The sequence below is a fragment of the Bacteroides rodentium JCM 16496 genome (assembly GCF_000614125.1).
Classification (GTDB): domain Bacteria; phylum Bacteroidota; class Bacteroidia; order Bacteroidales; family Bacteroidaceae; genus Bacteroides; species Bacteroides rodentium.
In genome coordinates, this window is the sequence record NZ_BAKJ01000049.1 from 1 (window position 1) to 20,164 (window position 20,164).

The window sequence follows — 20,164 nt, forward strand, 5'->3', positions numbered from 1 at the left end:
GATTAAGGCAACCAACTCCCTAATCCCTAATCCCTACCCCCTTAACCCCTAACCCCTAATCCCTCACCCCATGCCCTCATATCCCAAAAACTATCCCTTCTATAATTGGTACCCAAGCCGGTAGGTATCATCATCCTATTCGTATTCTTTCTGCCTATACTGACCGTGGGCGGTACCTACTCGGTGGCAAGCACCGAAATGATGAGCGGACTCGGTATCATTTCCGAGCACATCCAGTTTGCCAACTTCGCCACTTCCATCGGCATGGCGGCATTCTGTCCCTTTCTGTATAGGCTGGTAGTCATCCGCCGGCAGAAAATGATGTGCCTGGCTGGGTTCTCACTGATGTACATCTTCAGCTATATCTGCGCCAAGACAGACAGCGTTTTCCTGCTGGCACTATGCAGCATCTTTATGGGATTCCTACGAATGGTACTGATGATGGTCAACCTCTTCACACTCATAAAGTATGCAGGGCATATCGAAGCGTACGATAAGATTACACCTGGCAACGAGCCCGTAACCGGCGAAGGCTGGGACAAGCTGGACATCGAACGGAGTGCGGCACAACCCGCCATCTACCTATTCTTCATGGTACTGGGACAATTGGGTACCTCGCTCACCGCCTGGCTCGCTTTTGAGTACGAATGGCAGTACATACACTACTTCATGATGGGGTTGCTATTGCTCTGCATCCTCGTCACCTTCGTCACCATGCCTTACCATAGATATACCACCCGCCGCTTCCCCATCAACTTCAAGCAGTTTGGCAATGCCTCCATCTTCTGCATCACATTGGCCTGCATTACCTACGTGCTGACTTATGGTAAAGTGCTTGACTGGTACGACGACCCAACCATACAATGGGCCACAGTCTGCGCCATCATCGCCGGTGGCACATTCCTCTACATCGAGTCCACCCAGCGCAATCCTTACTATCAGCTCGATGTATTCAAACTGCGCACCATCCGTATGGGCTTCCTGCTCTATTTTCTGTTAATGGTACTGAATTCCAGCGCCATGTTTGTCAACGTATTCACGGGTATAGGCATGAAACTGGACAACTTCCAGAACGCCACCCTGGGCAACTGGTCCATGTTGGGTTACCTTATTGGCGGCATTGCCACCATCTGGCTCAGCGTGAAAGGTGTACACTTTAAATACCTTTTTGCCGCAGGTTTCCTTCTATTGGGGCTTTCCGCCATGTTCATGTATTTCGAGGTACAAGGCGCAGGACTGTACGAACGGATGAAGTATCCGGTCATCATCCGTTCCACGGGTATGATGCTCCTCTATTCGCTGATACCGACATATGCCACCCAACGCATGCCCTACAAGTACCTCTCTTCCTGGATATGTACCATGCTCACCGTACGCATGGTTCTGGCACCCAGCATCGGTGCCGCCCTCTACACCAACGTACTACAGGAACGCCAGCAACATTACGTCACCCGTTATGCACAGAACGTAGACATGCTACACCCCGAAGCATCCGCCTCATTCACCCAAACCGTGCAAGGGATGCAGTACCAGGGAAAGAGCAAGGCGGAAGCGGTCAACATGGCCGCCATGTCCACCAAAGGACGTATCCAGGTACAAGCCACCCTCTCGGCTGTAAAGGAGATGGCGGGTTGGACACTATACGCTTGCTTTTTTTGTATGATATTTGCCCTTGCCGTACCCTATCCTAAGCGGAAATTACTAACTTAGCGCTGTCTTAATAACCGAATAATTACGTATGCTATGGATAACACCCAGCTGGAACGGCTGTCCCGCCTCAACCGGGCTCTGTTGAAAGGAGAAGAAATTTGCAGTTCGGAAGGTATGCTCCACACCTTCCCCGACGCCTTGAGGCAGCCTCATTTTGTAGATGGAGTCGGCTTGGTCATCTGCCGGAAGGGAAGCTTCAGCTTCTCCCTCAACCAAAAGTCCTTCTCCGCGCGGGCAGGAGAAACCCTTTTCTTCCCGAAGGATTGCATATTCCAAGTTATCCAGGAATCGGAGGACATAGAACTCTTCATCCTCCTCTACCAGACAGACCCTATACGGGACATCATCGGAAACTCGGTGGTCTCCATGCACCTCTATACCTTTCTGACACCGGAACCCTGCTACGTATGGAGTACCGGAGAGGAAGAAGAAATGATGAAGTACATGTCCCTGCTGGACAGTACTCTACACATGGAAAAGAACGCTTTCAACCACTACGAACAGAAGCTGCTTCTCCTGGCATTGACTTACCGTATCTGCTCCATCTATAACCGCAAGCTCACTACCGGAAACGACTCGGTGGGGCACAAGAACGAGATATTCATCCGGTTGATACAGCTTATCGAGCAGCACTACATGCAAGAGCGCGGAGTAGAGTTCTATGCAGACAAGCTTTGCCTATCCCCCAAGTATCTTTCCGCATTGTCCAAAACCATCTGCGGATATACCGTACAGCAACTGGTATTCAAGGCCATCATCCGTAAAAGCATCTCACTGCTCAAGAACAGCCAGAAGAACATCCAGGAGATTTCGGACTACTTCAACTTCCCCAACGCCTCCTACTTCGGAACATTCTTCAAGAAACAGACCGGAATGTCACCTCTATACTACCGCAGGCAATAAGTCAACCTTTCAGCCTGATAACAAAGCGGCTGCCCTTGCCCGGCTCGCTTTCTACAGTCAGCGTACCGCCATGAGCCTCCACAAAATCCTTAGAGATGGAGAGTCCCAGGCCGCTACCCTGCACTTTGGTACCGGGTACCCGGAAATAACGGTCGAAAATACTCTGATGATAACGGGGATCGATACCTTTCCCGAAGTCCTGCACATACATATTCACAAAACCTTCCTTATATTCGGCACCGATGATGACCCGCCCGTTCTCTTTGGAATAACGGATGGCATTGCTCAACAGATTTGTCAGTACCCAAGCTATCTTTTCACTGTCCACAAACAGTTTCGGCATCTTCTCGCCGGGATATTCCACTTCTATCTGGATATTGAACTTATCCGCCTGCACTTGATTAGCCTTGATGGCATACTCTATGAGCTCGATGGGCTTCGTTATCTTGGGAATCATCTGAAGCTTGCCCGCCTCCACCTGGGTCATGTTCAGCAATTCGCCAGTGATGCCCAGCAGGCGGTCGGCATTGTCACGGATACTTTTCGACAACTGTTCCTGCTCATCGTTCAAAGTTCCCACACGCTTATCCTCCAAGAGCTGAAGGCTCATAAGAATGGCCGAAACCGGAGTCTTCAACTCATGGGAAATGGTCGAGATAAAAGTAGTCTTGGCCGTATCCAGCTCCTTGAACTCCGTAATGTTCTTGAGCAGGATTACATCACCCAAATTGCGCGGGTCATCCGTTTCGGCATCCGCATTCATAATCGTGATGTAGGAAGCCTGGAAATAACTTTCTTTATTGTCTGCATAGATTTTCAGCGGCTCCTTCTTCTCGCTCGGCGTGACAAGTTCCCGAACCAGACGGCGCAGCAGGTCATTCTTCAACGAAAGTTCCTCGGCAGAACGGCGGATTACCTCTTCCCGCTTCAGGTTCAGCACGGTCAAAGCCTCCTTGTTAATAAAAAGTATCTCGTGCTCCGGATTCAACCCGATGATGGGCTCGTGTATACTGTTCACAACCGCCTCGAGGAACTTCTTCGCGGCAAGAATGTCGTTCAGCGTACTGGTACGGTATTCCGTCAGTCGCTCGGCCATGCGGTTAAAACTGTCCGCCACTTCGCGGAACTCCTCATGCCCGCTCATATCGAGACGCTTTTCGTAATTATGGTTGGCTATCTCGAGGATGCCGCGCGTCAGTTCCCGGATAGGCTTACTGATGGAGCGGGGAAGCCATGCCAACAGTACAAGACCGGCAAGGATACAAATTCCTCCCGTGACGGAAATCCACATCAGCGCACGCTGCAGTCCGGGTGTGGCGGCAGGGCTGTCAGGGTCTGTAGCAGTCAAAATCTGGAGGTTTACGACAGAAAGGGCTACCAGCAGAACAATCATGCCGGTGAGAATGCCCACACTGAGTATCAATTTTGTACGAATATTCATAATGCTCCTAAGAATTAATTTTATGCAAGTATAATCAAATCTATGTTTGCTTGCGCCAAATCGCTCACAAATTTTCTGTATTTCAATATCATGAACAAGGACTGTGGCAGACCGAACGAAGGACTACCCATACAGACCGTCTTTATCTGCCGTTCCCTGCACGTGGCGACAATACTCCCCAATATATCCGCCGACTGTACCTGGACCACCTCTCCACCCAATTCTGCCACCAGTTTGAAGTGATTCAGCAGATGTCTCTGTCGGGCCAGCCCAATGCGCTCGGCACTCTCGCGGGGTGTCTGTACATAGAGCGCCACAAACGAGGTGTTGTATCTGATAGCCAGCCGCGCCGCCTTCCGGATGATGTGCCTCGGTGTCCGTTCATTGCTACTGATACAAGCCAGGAACTTCTCATGCCGGACACCTGCCCCGGCCGTCACCTCGTTTTCCACCTTCTTCTCTACGCGCAGAGCCACTTCCTTCAAGGCCAGCTCCCTCAATTGCAAGATGTTCTCCGTCTTGAAGAAATTGTTTAGGGCAATGGGTACTTTTTCCGGTCTGTAAATCTTCCCTGCCTTCAGCCGGGCTATCAATTCCTCGGCGGTAAGGTCTATATTCACCACCTCGTCGGCCTCTTCAAGCACACTGTCGGGAATACGTTCCCTCACCTCGATACCCGAAATACCCTGCACCTCTTCGTTGATGCTCTCTATGTGCTGTATATTGACGGCGGAAATCACGTTGATTCCTTCATCGAGCAGGTCCATCACGTCCTGCCAGCGCTTCTCGTTGCGGCTACCCTCCACGTTGGTATGCGCCAACTCATCCACCACTACGATTTCCGGACGTACCCGGATGATGGCATCCAAGTCCATCTCTTCCAGCTCCTTTCCCTTATAGAACAGCTTGCGGCGTGGAATCACCGGCAACCCCTCCAGCAAGGCATCCGTCCCGGCACGCCCATGCGTCTCTATGTAGCCGATTTTCACATCGACTCCGTTGTCCAGCAAGTCATGCGCCTCCTGAAGCATGCGGTATGACTTGCCCACCCCGGCAATCATACCGATATAAACCTTGAACTTGCCGCGACGCGACTTCTTTATCAACTCAAGGAAATGCCGTACACTCTCTTCCCTACTCATCTTATTCCGATTTTATCTATTTTCATATGCTTCACAAGGGGGTGTGTCAAAATTCACCACAGATTACACAGATTTGCACAGATAATTATCTTTGATTATCAACACATTAAGCTCATTTTGTGTTAATCCGTGTAATCTGTGGTGAATTTTGACACACCTCCCCCTAACACTAATTCATAAACTCTAAAGTCATATTCGGACAAATCATGGTCTCAACGTTATGCCGAACACCAGATGGGCGTCTTCCATACGCGGGTTCCAGATGGCTTGAGCGAATACGGGTACGGAAAAACCGTCCGTTATCCTGATTTCCGTTGTTCCTTTCAGCGCTACATTCGTAACGGCAAACCCGCTGTTGGAAATACCATAAACACCGACTCCCGCTTCGTAGGGCAAGAAGCCGCAGGTCACATTCAAATCCACCGCTTTTACGCTGAACGGATAGTTCAGTTCCACATAAGAGGAATAGTTCTGTTCTCCCTTGTCATTCTTGTCGGCTCCGGCAAACATGGTGTACCAGGCTATGGACAACGGGAACTTCTCCACCGGAAGAGTATAGGCCAGCCCCGCCTCGAAGTGATGGGCCGTTTCGTGACTCTTGAAGTTGAAATATTTATTGGCCCCCTGGCCTGCCCACCACAAACTGGCCACCTGTAGACTCAGTCCTGAGTTGCCGAAAGCATAAGCGGCGGTCAAGTCTATTTCCTTTGCGGCAGCTCCCCCGCCGGAGGAAGTACCGTCAAAATCCGTAGAGCCCCATGCCGTGATGGAGAAACCGCCGATGCCGAAGCCCAAAGTAGGCTGGAAGCTGGCACCGGTCTGATAAAAGCCACGCCATACATAAGAACTCACCAGGTCGCCTTGAATCTTGAACTCCTGGGCCTTCGCCCCATTCGTTCCGATGAAACACGCTGCAACGGCAGCAACAAAACCTAACGTTATTTTCTTCAATCTATTCATAGTCCAACTGTTTAATATAAGATTATTTACTCCAGCCTCAAGAATCATTTCTTATGGCCGGCTTCTTCCAAAGCGATATTCAATTTCAGCACATTCACTTTCTCCGTACCGAAGAGTCCGAGCAACGGTTTCTCTACCGTCTTGTCCACGATGGCCCTTACATCGGCCTCGTTCATGCCACGTGCCTGCGCCACACGCTTCACCTGCACATAGGCACCGGCGGGGGTGATGTCCGGGTCCAGACCGGAACCGCTGGCCGTCACCATCTCAGCAGGGACATCTTTACGGTTCAAATAGGGATGATGCACCAGGAAGGTGTCTATACGTGCCTCTACCTCGGCAAGGTACTCCTCGTTCGTGGGGCCCTTGTTGCTGCCGGCAGAGCTGGAAGCATCGTAACCGTCACCCGCACAAGAGGAACGTCCCCAGAAGTAGATGTCCTGCGTAAACATCTGCCCTACATTGGCGGCACCTACCACCTTGCCGTTCAAGGTAGCCACCTCGGCATTTCCCTTGTTGGGACCGGCAAACTGTGCAAATATCCATAAGACAAGGATATAGAACACGGAGAAAAATACGCAGAATGCAAGCGTTATCTTAAGTGATTTCCAAAGCGTTTTCATTGTTATCTTCATTTTAAATTTAGAATAAACTTACTATCATATCTATCAACTTGATACCCACGAACGGAGCAATGACACCACCCAGCCCATATATCAGCAGGTTGCGGCGGAGCAGTGCGCTGGCACCTATCGGCTTGTACTGCACTCCCCTCAAAGCCAGTGGAATCAGGATAGGAATGATGATGGCGTTGAAGATGATAGCCGACAGTATCGCCGTTTCCGGACTATGCAGCCCCATGATATTCAGCGGGGCCAACTGCGGGATGGCAACCATGAACAAAGCAGGGATAATGGCAAAATACTTGGCAACGTCATTTGCAATGGAGAAGGTGGTCAGCGTACCACGGGTCATCAACAGTTGCTTGCCTATTTCCACAATCTCAATCAGTTTCGTCGGGTCATTGTCAAGGTCCACCATGTTACCGGCTTCCTTGGCAGCCTGCGTACCGCTGTTCATGCTACGCCGACATTGGCTTGCGCCAGTGCGGGGGCATCATTCGTACCATCGCCCATCATGCTACCAGCTTGCCCGCCTGCTGCTCTTTCTTAATATACTCCATCTTGTCCTCCGGCTTGGCTTCAGCTATGAAGTCGTCTACACCGGCTTTCTCGGCAATATACTTGGCAGTCAGCGGATTGTCTCCAGTCACCATGACAGTCTTCACTCCCATTTTGCGGAGGCGTTCGAAGCGCTCCTGGATACCGGGTTTAATGATGTCCTGCAACTCGATGACGCCGGTCACCTTCCGGTCGACACACACCACCAGTGGAGTACCACCGTTGCTTGAGATTGCAGAGATGACATCTTCTATTTCTTTCGGGAACTTGTTTCCGGCAGCTTCCACAATCCTGCGGATGGCATCAAAAGCACCTTTGCGAATCTGCGTGCCGTCCTGCAAGTCTACGCCCGAACATTTGGTCTCGGCAGTGAACTTAATCATGTGGGCACCCGCAGTATGCAAATCGCGCACGCGGCGACCGCTCTCACGTCCCAGTTCGATAATGGACTTTCCTTCCGGAGTCTCGTCGGAAAGGGAAGACAGCAGGCAGGCTTCCACAAACCGGTCCTCATCGACACCCGGAGCCACATGAAACTTCGTGGCTTTGCGGTTACCGATAGTGATGGTACCAGTCTTGTCCAGCAGCAACGTGTCAATGTCTCCGGCAGTTTCCACCGCCTTGCCGCTCTTGGTTATGACGTTGGCGCGCAACGCACGGTCCATACCCGCAATGCCGATGGCCGAAAGCAGGCCGCCGATGGTAGTCGGTATCAGGCAGACAAACAGCGAGAGAATGGCAGCGATGGAAATGTATGTTCCCGGATGGTCCACATTGGTATAGTCCGCCATCGGTATCAGTGTGATGCACACAATGACGAATACCAGCGTAAATCCTGCCAAAAGGATAGTCAGCGCAATCTCGTTCGGCGTTTTACGACGGGTAGCGCCTTCCACCAAGGCAATCATCTTATCAAGGAAGCTCTCGCCCGGCTGCTGTGTCACCAATACCTTAATCTTGTCTGAAAGCACTTTCGTACCACCCGTCACGGAGCTCTTGTCACCACCCGCCTCGCGAATCACGGGGGCAGACTCGCCGGTAATGGCACTCTCGTCGATAGAGGCAAGTCCTTCTACAATCTCACCGTCGGCAGGAATCGTGTCGCCCGCCTCGCATACAAAATAGTCTCCTTTCTTCAGACGAGAACTGCTGACCGTCTGCAATTTACCGTCTACCAACACCTTGGCGGGAGTCTCCTCACGGGTCTTGCGCAAGCTGTCGGCTTGTGCCTTGCCACGCGCTTCGGCAATGGCCTCGGCAAAATTGGCAAACAGCAACGTCACAAACAAGATGACGAATACCAGAAAATTATATCCGAACGTCCCGTATTCCGAAGTGCCCAACGAGAGGATGCAGACCACCAGCATCACCAGTGTCACCAGCTCTACCGTAAACATTATCGGGTTCTTTATCATCATCCGCGGATTCAACTTCACGAATGACTGCTTCAAACTTTCCATTACTTGCTCCTTCTGAAACAAGGAAGCTGATTTCTTATCTTTTTTCATAAATAAGTGATTAAATTAGTTTATATCATTTGCCTTGGGCTTTTGAAATAATGCGCTGTCAACCAAAGTCCGGGACTGAGGGTAGCAGCCATAGGGACTTAGCCCCCTTCACCCGTATACCGAGAGGTCTAAACATCCGGATGTATTGCGGAAAAACATCCCCATGTTTTAGGGTAAAACATCCGGGTGTATTGGGTGAAAACATCCCCATGTTTTGGGGTAAAACATCCGGGTGTTTTACCCTTTCAGTATACGGGTGAGGATAGGTAAGTCCCTATGGCTGCCACCCTCAGTCCGGGACTCTTGCCAGCCGCATATAGATTCCCTATCGGCTACATGGAAAAATGTTCCGCAATCGTACTCAACGCGTGTGCCGGGAAGAATGACAAGCAGCCACAATGAAAATCACAGCGAAGGTCATCACACCGAACGTCAACGTATCCGTCTTCAGCGTACCAGCACTTTCCGGGATGAACTTCTTCTCGGCCAGCAGACCGGCAATGGCTACTTGCCCCACAATCGGAATGAAACGGCTCAGAATGAGCACCCAGCCGCAGGCATAGTTCCAGAAGTAAGTGTTATCACCCAGCCCCTCGAAGCCCGAGCCATTGTTGGCAGCACAAGAAGTGAACTCATACAGCTGCTCGCTCAGCCCGTGAAAGCTGGGGTTGTTCAGCCAGCCGCCCTCACTTGCCACGAACTCAGGATGATGTGCGAACAGATAGCTGGAGAGAGCCGTGCCCACCAGAATGACGAAGGGATGCAGCAGGCTACGATGGTGGCAATCTTCATTTCGCGCGCCTCCACCTTCTTGCCGAGGAACTCCGGAGTACGTCCCACCATCAGGCCGCTGATGAACACTGCAATGATAATGAACGTGTAGTAGTTCATCCAGCCCACACCGACACCGCCGAACCAAGTGTTAATCTGCATGTTCAGCATCTCCATCATGCCACTGAGAGGCATTGTGGAATCGTGCATGCCGTTGACCGAGCCATTGGAAGTGACCGTTGTCGTAATGCTCCACAAGGCTGTGGCAGCTGCACCGAGGCGCACTTCCTTGCCTTCCATGGCACCGCCGGTCTGCGCAATGCCCAGTTCGTCGATACGCGGATTACCATTCATCTCCTGATAGACATTGATGCCCACACCCGCCAGATAAGCAAAGAGCATCACACCGAAGATGCTATACGACAGCTTCCTGCGGTTCGTATAAAAGCCCAGTGCAAATACCATTGCCATCGGGATAATCAGAATGGACCAGCATTCCGCAATGTCGGACAGATAAGTGGGATTCTCCAAAGGATGGGAAGAATTCACCCCAAAGTAACCGCCCCCGTTCGTACCCAACTGCTTGATAGGTACAATGGCTGCTGCAGGACCTTGTGAAACCATTTGCTCCTGCCCTTCGAGAGTGGTGACTTTCATCTTGCCGTCAAATCCCATCGGAGTACCTTCCACTATCAGGATGAAGCCCACAATCAGTGAAAGAGGCAACAGGATACGTGTACAACTCAGTACGAGGAAGTTCCAAAAGTTTCCTATCGTTTTTGTTGTCTTGGCACTGATAGACTTCATGATGCCTGCCATGGCCGCCATGCCCGTTGCCGCCGTGATGAACTGGAAGAGCATGATGACAAACAACTGGGTGAAATACGTCAGTCCGCTTTCACCGGAATAGTGCTGCAAGTTACAGTTAACCATAAAACTGATGCAGGTGTTGAATGCCTGGTCGGGAGTTTGCGGACCGTTGCCGTCGGGGTTCAAGGGCAACCAGTGCTGGGTGACCAGCAATACCATTCCCCACACAAACCAGAAGGCATTCAGCAACAGCAGCGCTTTCAAGAACTGCTTCCAGTTCATCTCTTCCTGCGGATTGATGCCGGATACCTTGAATATCAATCTCTCTACCGGCTTCATGAAGTCCGACCAGGTCTTTTGTCCTTTATAGACCTTTGCAATATATTTTCCAAGTGGATAAGCCAATACCACCAGCAGAACAATCTGCAAGGCGACGCCTAAAATTTCTGTATTCATGTCTTTTATCGATTAAATTAATTCGGCTTGTAACATTCAGCTCACAAGCCTCTTAAAACTTTTCCGGTTTCACGAGTACATACATCAAATACCCGAAAACCGCAATACCTAATACAAATAATGCTGTGTACATAATTCTCTCCTTCTTAAATCTTTTCAAACCAATCCACACATTTCCAGAATAGCCAGAAAGCGAACACGCCGCTCAGCAGGCAAAAAATAAATGAAATCGTTATACCCATGTTTTTACCTTTATTGAATTAATACTATGTTTTTTACCTGCCTTCCGGTTGCCAAATGCGTGCCAAAGATTGAATCAGCGGCATAAAGCACTAATAAACAATAAAATACAGACTTCAGACAGAGGGGATATAAACGACAAGCACCCTTCCAAAATGGAAGGGTGCTTGTCAAAACGGTAGGAATAATAACGAGGTAAATACAGTGTTTACACAAAAGGCCTAAACTTCAACTCACAGTTTGTATTCCTCAATCTTGCGGTACAAAGTTGTCAGTCCGATTTTCAACAACCGTGCAGCTTCCGTCTTATTTCCTTTGGTATATTCCAGCACGCGGGCTATGTGACGGCGCTCCATGGCGGACAGCTCAAAGCTGCCGGGTGTCTCGTCAACCGATTGTTCATAACGGGCATTCTGAATTTCGAGTGGCAGGTCTTCCACTTCCAGCCGTTCCCCCTCGCTGACGATGAGGCTGCGTTCTATCACATTGCGCAACTCACGGATATTCCCCTTCCACGGCTGTTGCTCCAGGGCAGCAAGAAAATCGGGGGAAATCCTTCTATCGTACGGGACAGTTGTGTGGAAAAGCTCTTCACGAACGCCTCTGCCAGCAGGCGGACATCTCCTGCACGCTCACGCAACGGCGGAAGGTGTACCTGGAAAACACTGAGGCGGTAGAACAAATCCTCACGGAAACGGCCATTGGCAATCTCTTCCGGCAAGTTACGGTTGGTGGCAGCAATAATACGCACGTTGACGCGGGTGGGTTTCGTATCCCCTATCTTGATATACTCCCCCGTTTCGAGGATACGCAGCAGCTTGGCCTGGAGTTCAAAGGCCATCTCGCCTATCTCGTCCAAGAAGATAGTACCGTTATTCGCCTCTTCAAACAAGCCTTTCTTGTCTTTCAACGCTCCCGTAAACGAACCGGCTTTATGACCGAACATCTCACTCTCCAGCAATTCCTTGCTGAACGAAGAGCAATTCACCGCTACAAAATTCTGCTTGGCACGCTTGCTACTGTAATGGATGGCCTGGGCAAAGACCTCCTTACCGGTTCCCGTCTCTCCCGTCAGCAACACTGGCACGTCCGTCCCCGCTACCTTCCGGGCCAACGAAACGGCATCCTTCAGGACTTTGGATTCTCCCAGGATAGAGTCAAAAGAGTACGTCTGCCCCACCTTCTTCTCCAGTTTTTCCAACCGTACATTCATGCGCGCCTTCTCGACGGCACGACTTATCAGAGGAATAATCTTGTTATTATCGTCTCCCTTGGTGATGTAGTCGAAAGCACCGTTCTTGATGGCCTGCACCCCATCGGGAATATTGCCGTGCGCTGTCAGCAGAATAACTTCCACATTGGGCGCCGCCTTCTTGATAGCCAACACCAAGTCCACCCCATTTCCATCGGGCAGAAACACATCACACAAAGCTACATCGGGATTTTGGAGTTCCAGTTGCTTCAGGGCAGCCCTGCAATCACCAGCCTGACAGACGTCATATCCCTCCAACTCCATCATCCGTGTCAGAAGGGTACGGATTTGTACCTCATCATCAATGATTAGAATCTTACTCATATCTATTCGATAAGTTTTTAAACTGATAACGGTAAAAAACAGGGTGTGCAAATATAAGCTTTTCCCAAATACCAACGGCACATCTTTTGAACTTTTATAGGTGAAGGGGCAAGAGCCTGCCGCCAACCGGGATATGAATATCCCACCACAGCAATGCCACAGCGGCATTATGCAGGCCTAGTCCCAGTGACAGCCTCTTATGCCTCCCCTTCCATTTTGGAAAGAGGCCACCTGAAATGAAAAGCCGGAAGGAAGAACCTCCGGATGAATGCAATTATGAAACTGTTAAAAAAGAAACAAGAAATGAAAATTTGTAAATTCGGCGGAACTTCCGTCGGCACCGTAGAGAGAATGAAACATGTAGCAACACTCATTAAAGATGCAACACCCAAGATTGTGGTACTGTCTGCCACCGCAGGCACCACCAACCATCTGGAGGAGATTGCCGCCAACTTGTTCAACCGTGAAATAGAACAAGCCCACGACCGCATCACCCGGCTGGAATTCCAGTTCATCGAATTTGCCAATGGGTTGCTGACCGACGAGAAACTGAAACGGGAAGCAATAGATTATATCCTCGACCGCTTCCAGCAACTATGGAAATTTACCAAAGATTCCTTCACCTCCGTCGAAGAGAAGGAAGTGCTGGCACAAGGCGAACTTATCAGTACCGCCCTGATGCACTTCTACCTGCGCGAGCTGAAAGTTCCCAATGTGCTGCTTTGTGCATTCGACTTCATGCGTATCGGCCCCGACAACGAACCCGACTTGGAATATATAGAACAGAAACTCCGAGAACAGCTTGCCTGCCATCCCGGCATCAATCTCTTCATCACTCAGGGTTTCATCTGCAAGAATGCCTATAACGAAACAGACAACCTGAAACGCGGCGGCAGTGATTACACCGCTTCCCTCATTGGCACCGCCTCCAAGCAGACGAGATACAAATATGGACGGACATAGATGGCATGCACAACAATGATCCGCGCGAAGTGTCAGGTACCCGCCCCGTGAAACGCCTCAGCTTCAACGAAGCCGAACAACTGGCCTTCTATGGTGCCAAGATACTACATCCCTTCTGTATCGCCCCGGCACGCCTAAGGAATATTCCCGTCCGGCTGCTTAACTCTATGGAACCATCGGCAGAAGGCACGCTGATTTCCAACCTGCAGGACGACAATATCATCAAGCCATAGCCGCCAAGGACCACATCATATACATAAAGTTCGAATCGAACCATAATCTGTGTCCCTATCTGTTCATCAGCAAGATTTTCGATATTTTTGCCAAATACCGTACCCCCCTCTGCCTGCTGGTATCCTCCAATCTGGACGTATCTGTGGCTATAGACGACTGCACTCGTTTATCGAATATCATCTCCGAACTACGCCAATATGCCCATGTATTGGTAGAAGACCGCATGACCATCGTCTCCGTGGTGGGCAACATGCAATGGGAATATGCCGGGTTTGAGGCAAAGATTATGGAGGCGCTAAAGGACATCCCCCTGCGGATGATTTCATATGGCAGCAGCAATAATGACGTGGCATTCGTCATTAAGAATACAGACAAAAAAAGGGCTTTACAAGCCCTAAATGATAAGTTATTCCAACCGGAATATGCAGAACGGAACTAAAAGAAATGGTTCCGTATCTCCTTCGCAATGTAACGGCCCATCAGCTCCTGCCCCGGTTTGTCGGGATGCAACCCGTCGCGCAGATAGCGCCCGCTACCGGAAGGCTGCTCAAACTTTTCGGTGATACCACAGTTGGAGTAACAGTCTATCAGCTGCACGGAAAGCGCCCGGCACAACTCACGCAAGATGGCAATCTTCTGCAGATTCAGTGCATTGTGTTCGGGGTTGCCGGTCTGAATCGGCGTGCACACGAATACGCGGCATTGGGGATAATGCTCCAGAATGGTCTGAATGGACCAACGGGCACCGCCCGCCATGGTGTTGACATCTACTTCATCGAGCGTCTTCCCCTTAAGGGCCTCTTCGGCACTACCCAAGTTACGGTCATTCGTTCCCATAGAGAACACAAAGACATCGGGCGCAGGGTAAGCGCCACTTTCCACTTCGGCTATGAACTTCTGGATATGCACCTTTGACACGTTGTTGTGCCGCATCTGCAACTCATGCTTATCCTCCGTAGCCTGCCAACCGCCGGAGATGCCGGCAAAAGCTTCGCTGCCATAATCCTGAGTATCGGGATGGCATGCCCATGTGGCAGAACCGACCGCCACGTTGTGATGTGTAGCGAATCCGAGTTTATCCACTACAGTCTTAGACCATTGTTCGCCTGCGGTAATGCTGTTTCCGTCACACCCGAAGTTCAGCTTGCTGAAGTCCGGATAAAGAGATTGCGCGTGCAGCGCAATCCCCATCCAGACCAGAATCCCCAAAACCATCAATCTATTCATCTTCTTATGATAGAAAACCTATGAAAAACGTTCAATAATTTCCATGCACATACGTCCGTTGTGATACGGACATTTCCAGAATCCCGCCTTGTCATCATCGGTGTTCACCGTGCCGTCGGCACGCACGCTCCAATGCCATTCTCCGTACTTGTAGTCTACCAGATGCTGCTTGATGAAGTTCCAGCATCGGAGAGCCTTCTGCATGGCCACTTCGTCATCAAAGTGCTGGTAGAGGTTGGCATGTCCCACTACGTTCTCGGCCTGTACCCACCAGTGGCGGTCGGTATCGGTCTTTCCCTTATCCGGAAAAGTCTCGTATATCATGCTGCCGTCGGGCGTCAATCCTTCATCGGCAGCGGCGGCGATGTATTCTACAAGTGGTTCCACTTTCTCCAGGAGGTCCTTATCACCCAGGACAAGGGCAGCCTCGTGTAACAACCAGGAGGCTTCGATGTCGTGCCCGTAGGAAACAATGCGATATTTACTAACCCAATCATCATTGAAGAACAATTCCAAATGACCGGTCTTGATATTCAGAATCCGTTCCGTGAAAAGGCCTATCAAATTGCGCAGTTGCTTCTCCAGACGGGCATCCTTCCACACGCGGAAAAGATTGGTATAAGGTTCCAGTATATGCAGATGGGTATTCATCGTCTTGCGCTCGTTCTCATCCTTGGCGCTGAGGCGCATATCAGCTATTTCTCCCCATTCGCGGGTCAAGGCTTCGCAATAACCGTTTTTCACGGGGTCGAAGCTATGCTCTTCGATAGTCTCAAACAAGCGGATGGCATATGCCAGCGCTTCATCATCGCCCGTGGCACGGGCATATTCACTCAGCCCGTAGATGGCGAACCCCAAAGCGTAAATCTGCTTCTTGGTATCGAGCGGATTGCCTTTATAGTCGAGCGACCAGTAAACTCCACCAAATTCATTGTCGTAGAAACGGTCGATAAGAGTACGTTTGGCACGCGTAGCCGTTTCCAGATACTCCGGCCTCTTCAGCAAGCGGTATGCAGCCGAGAAGGTCCACAAGATGCGGGCGTTCAGGATGGCCCCCTTTTCTGCTTCGGGCTTCACCTCCTCCCGGCCCGTGATACGACCGTAGAAACCGCCGTTCACTTCATCCGTCATTCTATTTATCCAGAAGGGGAGGATATTGGAAACCAGCTCCTCCTCCATCTCCTGTTTCATCTTCTTGATATCCACAAGTTTTTGAGTTATGAGTTATAAGTTATTCTGCTGAAGGTTCTCACGGCGCTCTTTCAGGTCTGCATTGATGGCTGCCATACGCGTCTTATTCAATGGATAGATAAATACGACAACGATGGAAAGTGCGGCTATCGCAGCAGGAACAAAGCTCATCAGATACTTCAAGCCATCCAGCGCCTCGGGAGTCTGCACGGCATTCTCTGCGGTATTGTAACCGAAGAATGCCAACAGTGCCATTACCGCCCAGCCTGCAAATGCACCGCCAAACTTCTGCGCCATAGAACCGGAAGAGAATATCAGCCCCGTAGAGGATGTGCCATCCTTTTGCTCGGCATAGTCCGCCACATCCGCATACATGCTCCAAATCAGCGGAGATACGATACCGGTGCAGATGGAGATAAGCACCTGGAAAATCATCATCAGCCACCATCCAGCCCGTCATTCGGCACAAAGAAGAAGAGCACGCTGAACACTACCAGGCACACGAGCGAAATGATATAGGTGGACTTCTTTCCGAACTTCATGGACAGAGGCACAGCCAGCGCCACACCAATCATATTACACACTTCACCCACCATCAGGAACAAGCCGGCATACAACACCAGATTGAACACCCCGAAATCGAGGAATGCATTGGCACTGATATAGTCCTTGAAGAAGTAGGCGGCAGTAGCTCCGCGTACCGTATTGAAGAAATTCGACAGCAACGCCGCACCATTCAATATCCACCAGGGCGAATTGCGCACCAGCGACTTCACATCCTTACCGACGGATTCGGATGCCACACTCTTGACATGCTCTCGCGTCATGCCAAAACAAGTCAGAAAGCCAAAAAAGCAGAGCGTGGCAATACATACCATGGCATACTGCCAACTGGAAGCATTGCTGTTGTCCATCGACCGGAACCAATTGCACAACGGTTCCCATGCCCCCAAGGCAATAAAGCTACCTCCGTATGCAAAGAACATACGGTAGGAAGAGAAAACCGTTTTTGTGTTCGAATCATCAGTCATTACTCCCAGCATGGCCCCGTATGGTACATTGATGGCCGTATATACCGTCATCATCAGAATGTAAGTGACGTAAGCCCATATCAGCTTGCCCGTTGTCCCCATGTCGGGCGTTGTAAAAAGTAAAATCCCGGCGATGGCAAAAGGAGCTGCAATCCACAGCAGATAAGGGCGATACTTGCCCCAACGCGTATGGGTACGGTCTGCAATGACTCCCATCATGGGGTCGGACACTGCATCCCAAATACGTGTCACCAGCATCAGCAATCCTGCATCAGCCAAGCTCAAACCAAATATATTAGAATAAAAGAACGGTAAATAATAGGAGAATATCTTCCAGAACATAGAGGAAGACATATCCCCGAAACCATAACCGATTTTTTCTTTTAGTGTTGCCACGGTAAATTAGTTATTAGTGATTAGTGATTGCCTTGTTTTTGTCTATCAGTTTCTTCAACGTTTCTACCGAAGCCGATGACGACAAGCCGTCGGCAGGTGTATTCATGCAATAATCCACCAGCTTGTCGATGGTAGAGGTAGCCACATGCATCCGCGTGTCGGAAGAAGCGTAGTAGATGAATACCGTTCCGTCTTCGTCGGCAATCCAGCCATTGGTGAAAAGTACATTGCTTACGTCACCTATACGTTCCTCACCCTCGGGTACCATAAAGGCCCCACCGGGAGTGGCAATCAGTTTCGTCGGGTCTTCCAGGGAAGTCATGTACATATAGAGCACATAGCGCAATCCGGCGGCACAACCGCGGACACCATGAGCCAGATGCAACCATCCTGTCGGAGTCTTGATGGGATGCGGACCTTCACCATTCTTCACCTCCTTGATGGTGTGATAGTAGCGCTGGTCGATAATCTTCTCTTCCTTCACCTCGGCATGGGTTATGTCGTCCACCAGCGCCCAGCCGATACCACCACCGCTGCCGGCATCAATAAAGCCATCCTGCGGACGGGTATAGAGGCATACTTGCCATCTACAAACTCAGGGTGCAGCACTACGTTGCGCTGCTGGCTCTTGGTCTTCAGGTCGGGTAGGCGTTCCCAGTTCTTCAAATCCTTGGTGCGGGCAATGGCAGCTGTAGCCGTAGCCGAGGACAAGTCACCGGCAGGCGCATTGGGGTCGTGGCGTTCGGCGCAGAAGATGCCGTAAATCCAACCGTCCTCATGAGCCGTGAGGCGCATGTCGTAGATGTTCGTTGCCGGAATCACGTCTTCGGGCATGGTGATGGGATAATCCCAGAACCGGAAATTATCAATGCCGTTGGGACTCTCGGCCACGGCAAAGAACGACTTGCGGTCAGCGCCCTCTACACGTACCACCATCAGATACTTGCCATTCCACTTAATGGCCCCCGAATTCATGGTCGCATTCATACCGATACGTTCCATCAGGTACGGGTTGGACTTCTCATCCAAATCATACCGCCAGAATACAGGTGTATGAGCAGCCGTCACTACCGGATATTTATAGCGGGTGAATATGCCATTGCCGTCTTCCACGGCCACATTCTTTCTCGTAATCAACTCTTCGTGTTTCTGCAAGAGCCTATCTACCTTTTCTTTAAAAGCTTCCATGTCTGTTATATTGATTGTTTGTTTATTGATACAGATTTACATCAGCTGCAAACAGCGTCTTGGGATTGTTATAGAACTCCACAAAATCCTCCGCAGATGTCTGTCCCTGATAGGGGGCATAGTAATGGGTCACCTTTTCACGGGCATTGCGCCACACCAGCACATAAGCAAGCGGATACTTCTCCAACGCAGGCAGCAGAGTGCCGGTCCACCATTTGGCATCGGGGATTCCTTCGTAACCGGTTTCGGTCACAGCAATCACCTTATTGTGTGCTTTCCCTATACTGTCGATAATGGAAAGTGCCCTATCCATCCCGGCAAGATAGGCATCCCGGTCGAACTGATAGGTATCGAAACCGATAACGTCTATCAACTCATCGCCCGGATACTTCTTCAAATATTCCGTCGTGTCCTTGGGTTCCGTGCCCGGAGAGTAAGCGTAAAGTGCATTATCCACTCCCCTGGCCTGCAGACTGTCCACTGTCATGTGCCACAATGTCTTATACTCTTCAGGGGTACACAGTTTTTCGCCCCACCAGAACCAGCTGCCGCTATGTTCGTGCCAGGGACGGAAAAGTACAGGTATCTTCACGCCGTCCGCCGTCTTCAGCGAATGAAGGAAATCGGCCACTCCTCCCAACCAGCCGGCAAACTTCCGGTGATTCTCGCCACCGGGCAGGATGGACTTCACCACCGTCGTATCCGATACATCCCAGGCATCGCCGCCCGTCTTGGGATTGCGAGCATGCCAACTGAGCGAAACCATGCCGCCCCGCTGATACTGATTGATTATCTCTTTCCTGATTTTATCGAAGGGCACCTTATCCAGATTGGCGGCATTCCCAAGTTCCAGTTCTCCCAAATCAAAGCTGATGACAGCCGGATAGTCGCCACACACGCTTTTCACATCCGAACGGCCTTCCTCACCTTCCCAGCCGATACCATATACCGTATCGTCATGATGGCCGAGCATGATACCTTTGGAAGGGATTTTTTTCAAGTTAGCCAGTAAGTTCTCCGTTTCCTGCGTACGTGCAGCAGCCGTCTCTTCATTCACACTCTGTTCTTTCTTGGAAGAACCGCAGGCGGTCAACAGACTTGCCGCCAGAATCATCGTAGCAAATTTCACTTTTCTCATATCCATGTTTTTCAATCTGGTATTATTATTGGTAACACTAATTCCTGGCACAAAGATAGCGGATTGCACCAAGGGAAAATGATACAATTTTATCCCTT

Annotated in this window: 9 protein-coding genes and 7 pseudogenes; 3 read left to right on the forward strand and 13 right to left on the reverse strand. The window is 50.4% G+C overall.

All coding sequences use genetic code 11. The features are described 5' to 3' along the window. Positions 1-70 precede the first annotated feature (70 nt). Positions 71-1,710 (forward strand): annotated as a pseudogene (locus JCM16496_RS16955) (efflux MFS transporter permease). Positions 1,711-1,743: 33 nt separating this feature from the next. After that, complete coding sequence (locus JCM16496_RS16960) at positions 1,744-2,613, forward strand: AraC family transcriptional regulator (RefSeq protein ID WP_025835758.1); 870 nt, start codon at positions 1,744-1,746, stop codon at positions 2,611-2,613. 1 nt (position 2,614) lies between these two features. Here the strand turns inward: JCM16496_RS16960 and JCM16496_RS16965 are convergent, their stop codons facing one another. The 8 genes and pseudogenes from JCM16496_RS16965 to JCM16496_RS16995 all read right to left on the reverse strand — a co-directional run bounded on the left by JCM16496_RS16965 (position 2,615) and on the right by JCM16496_RS16995 (position 12,698). Then, positions 2,615-4,054, reverse strand: coding sequence for a sensor histidine kinase (locus tag JCM16496_RS16965; protein ID WP_025835760.1), 1,440 nt, complete (start codon positions 4,052-4,054; stop codon positions 2,615-2,617). 20 nt (positions 4,055-4,074) lie between these two features. Then, positions 4,075-5,196 (reverse strand): sensor protein KdpD, encoded by a 1,122-nt coding sequence (locus tag JCM16496_RS16970; protein ID WP_025835761.1) that lies wholly within the window; start codon positions 5,194-5,196, stop codon positions 4,075-4,077. A gap of 204 nt (positions 5,197-5,400) precedes the next feature. Beyond that, positions 5,401-6,156 carry a hypothetical protein gene (locus JCM16496_RS16975; RefSeq protein ID WP_025835762.1) on the reverse strand — a complete coding sequence of 252 codons (756 nt, stop codon included), beginning with the start codon at positions 6,154-6,156 and terminating at the stop codon, positions 5,401-5,403. Positions 6,157-6,200: 44 nt separating this feature from the next. Beyond that, positions 6,201-6,779, reverse strand: a complete 579-nt coding sequence (locus tag JCM16496_RS16980; protein ID WP_025835764.1) for a K(+)-transporting ATPase subunit C — start codon at positions 6,777-6,779, stop codon at positions 6,201-6,203. Positions 6,780-6,798: 19 nt separating this feature from the next. Further along, positions 6,799-8,845: pseudogene (gene kdpB / locus JCM16496_RS16985) on the reverse strand (potassium-transporting ATPase subunit KdpB). Between the two features lie 332 nt (positions 8,846-9,177). After that, positions 9,178-10,882 (reverse strand): annotated as a pseudogene (gene kdpA / locus JCM16496_RS16990) (potassium-transporting ATPase subunit KdpA). A gap of 52 nt (positions 10,883-10,934) precedes the next feature. Next, positions 10,935-11,015 carry a potassium-transporting ATPase subunit F gene (locus JCM16496_RS22180; RefSeq protein ID WP_081593070.1) on the reverse strand — a complete coding sequence of 27 codons (81 nt, stop codon included), beginning with the start codon at positions 11,013-11,015 and terminating at the stop codon, positions 10,935-10,937. Positions 11,016-11,355: 340 nt separating this feature from the next. After that, positions 11,356-12,698 (reverse strand): annotated as a pseudogene (locus tag JCM16496_RS16995) (sigma-54-dependent transcriptional regulator). A gap of 303 nt (positions 12,699-13,001) precedes the next feature. Between JCM16496_RS16995 and JCM16496_RS17000 the strand changes: the two are divergent. After that, a pseudogene (locus tag JCM16496_RS17000) lies at positions 13,002-14,334 on the forward strand (aspartate kinase). Here the strand turns inward: JCM16496_RS17000 and JCM16496_RS17005 are convergent. The 5 genes and pseudogenes from JCM16496_RS17005 to JCM16496_RS17025 form a co-directional block, all read right to left on the reverse strand. Continuing rightward, positions 14,331-15,122, reverse strand: a complete 792-nt coding sequence (locus tag JCM16496_RS17005; RefSeq protein ID WP_025835766.1) for an SGNH/GDSL hydrolase family protein — start codon at positions 15,120-15,122, stop codon at positions 14,331-14,333. The pseudogene JCM16496_RS17000 and the gene JCM16496_RS17005 overlap by 4 nt on opposite strands. 18 nt (positions 15,123-15,140) lie before the next feature. Next, the gene (locus JCM16496_RS17010) at positions 15,141-16,328 is read right to left on the reverse strand and encodes an AGE family epimerase/isomerase (protein WP_025835769.1); all 1,188 of its coding nucleotides are present in this window, start codon (positions 16,326-16,328) and stop codon (positions 15,141-15,143) included. Between the two features lie 18 nt (positions 16,329-16,346). After that, a pseudogene (locus tag JCM16496_RS17015) lies at positions 16,347-17,740 on the reverse strand (MFS transporter). A 13-nt stretch (positions 17,741-17,753) separates the two neighbouring features. After that, positions 17,754-18,928: pseudogene (locus tag JCM16496_RS17020) on the reverse strand (glycoside hydrolase family 130 protein). 22 nt (positions 18,929-18,950) lie between these two features. Then, the gene (locus JCM16496_RS17025) at positions 18,951-20,066 is read right to left on the reverse strand and encodes a glycoside hydrolase family 26 protein (protein WP_025835771.1); all 1,116 of its coding nucleotides are present in this window, start codon (positions 20,064-20,066) and stop codon (positions 18,951-18,953) included. Positions 20,067-20,164 lie beyond the last annotated feature (98 nt).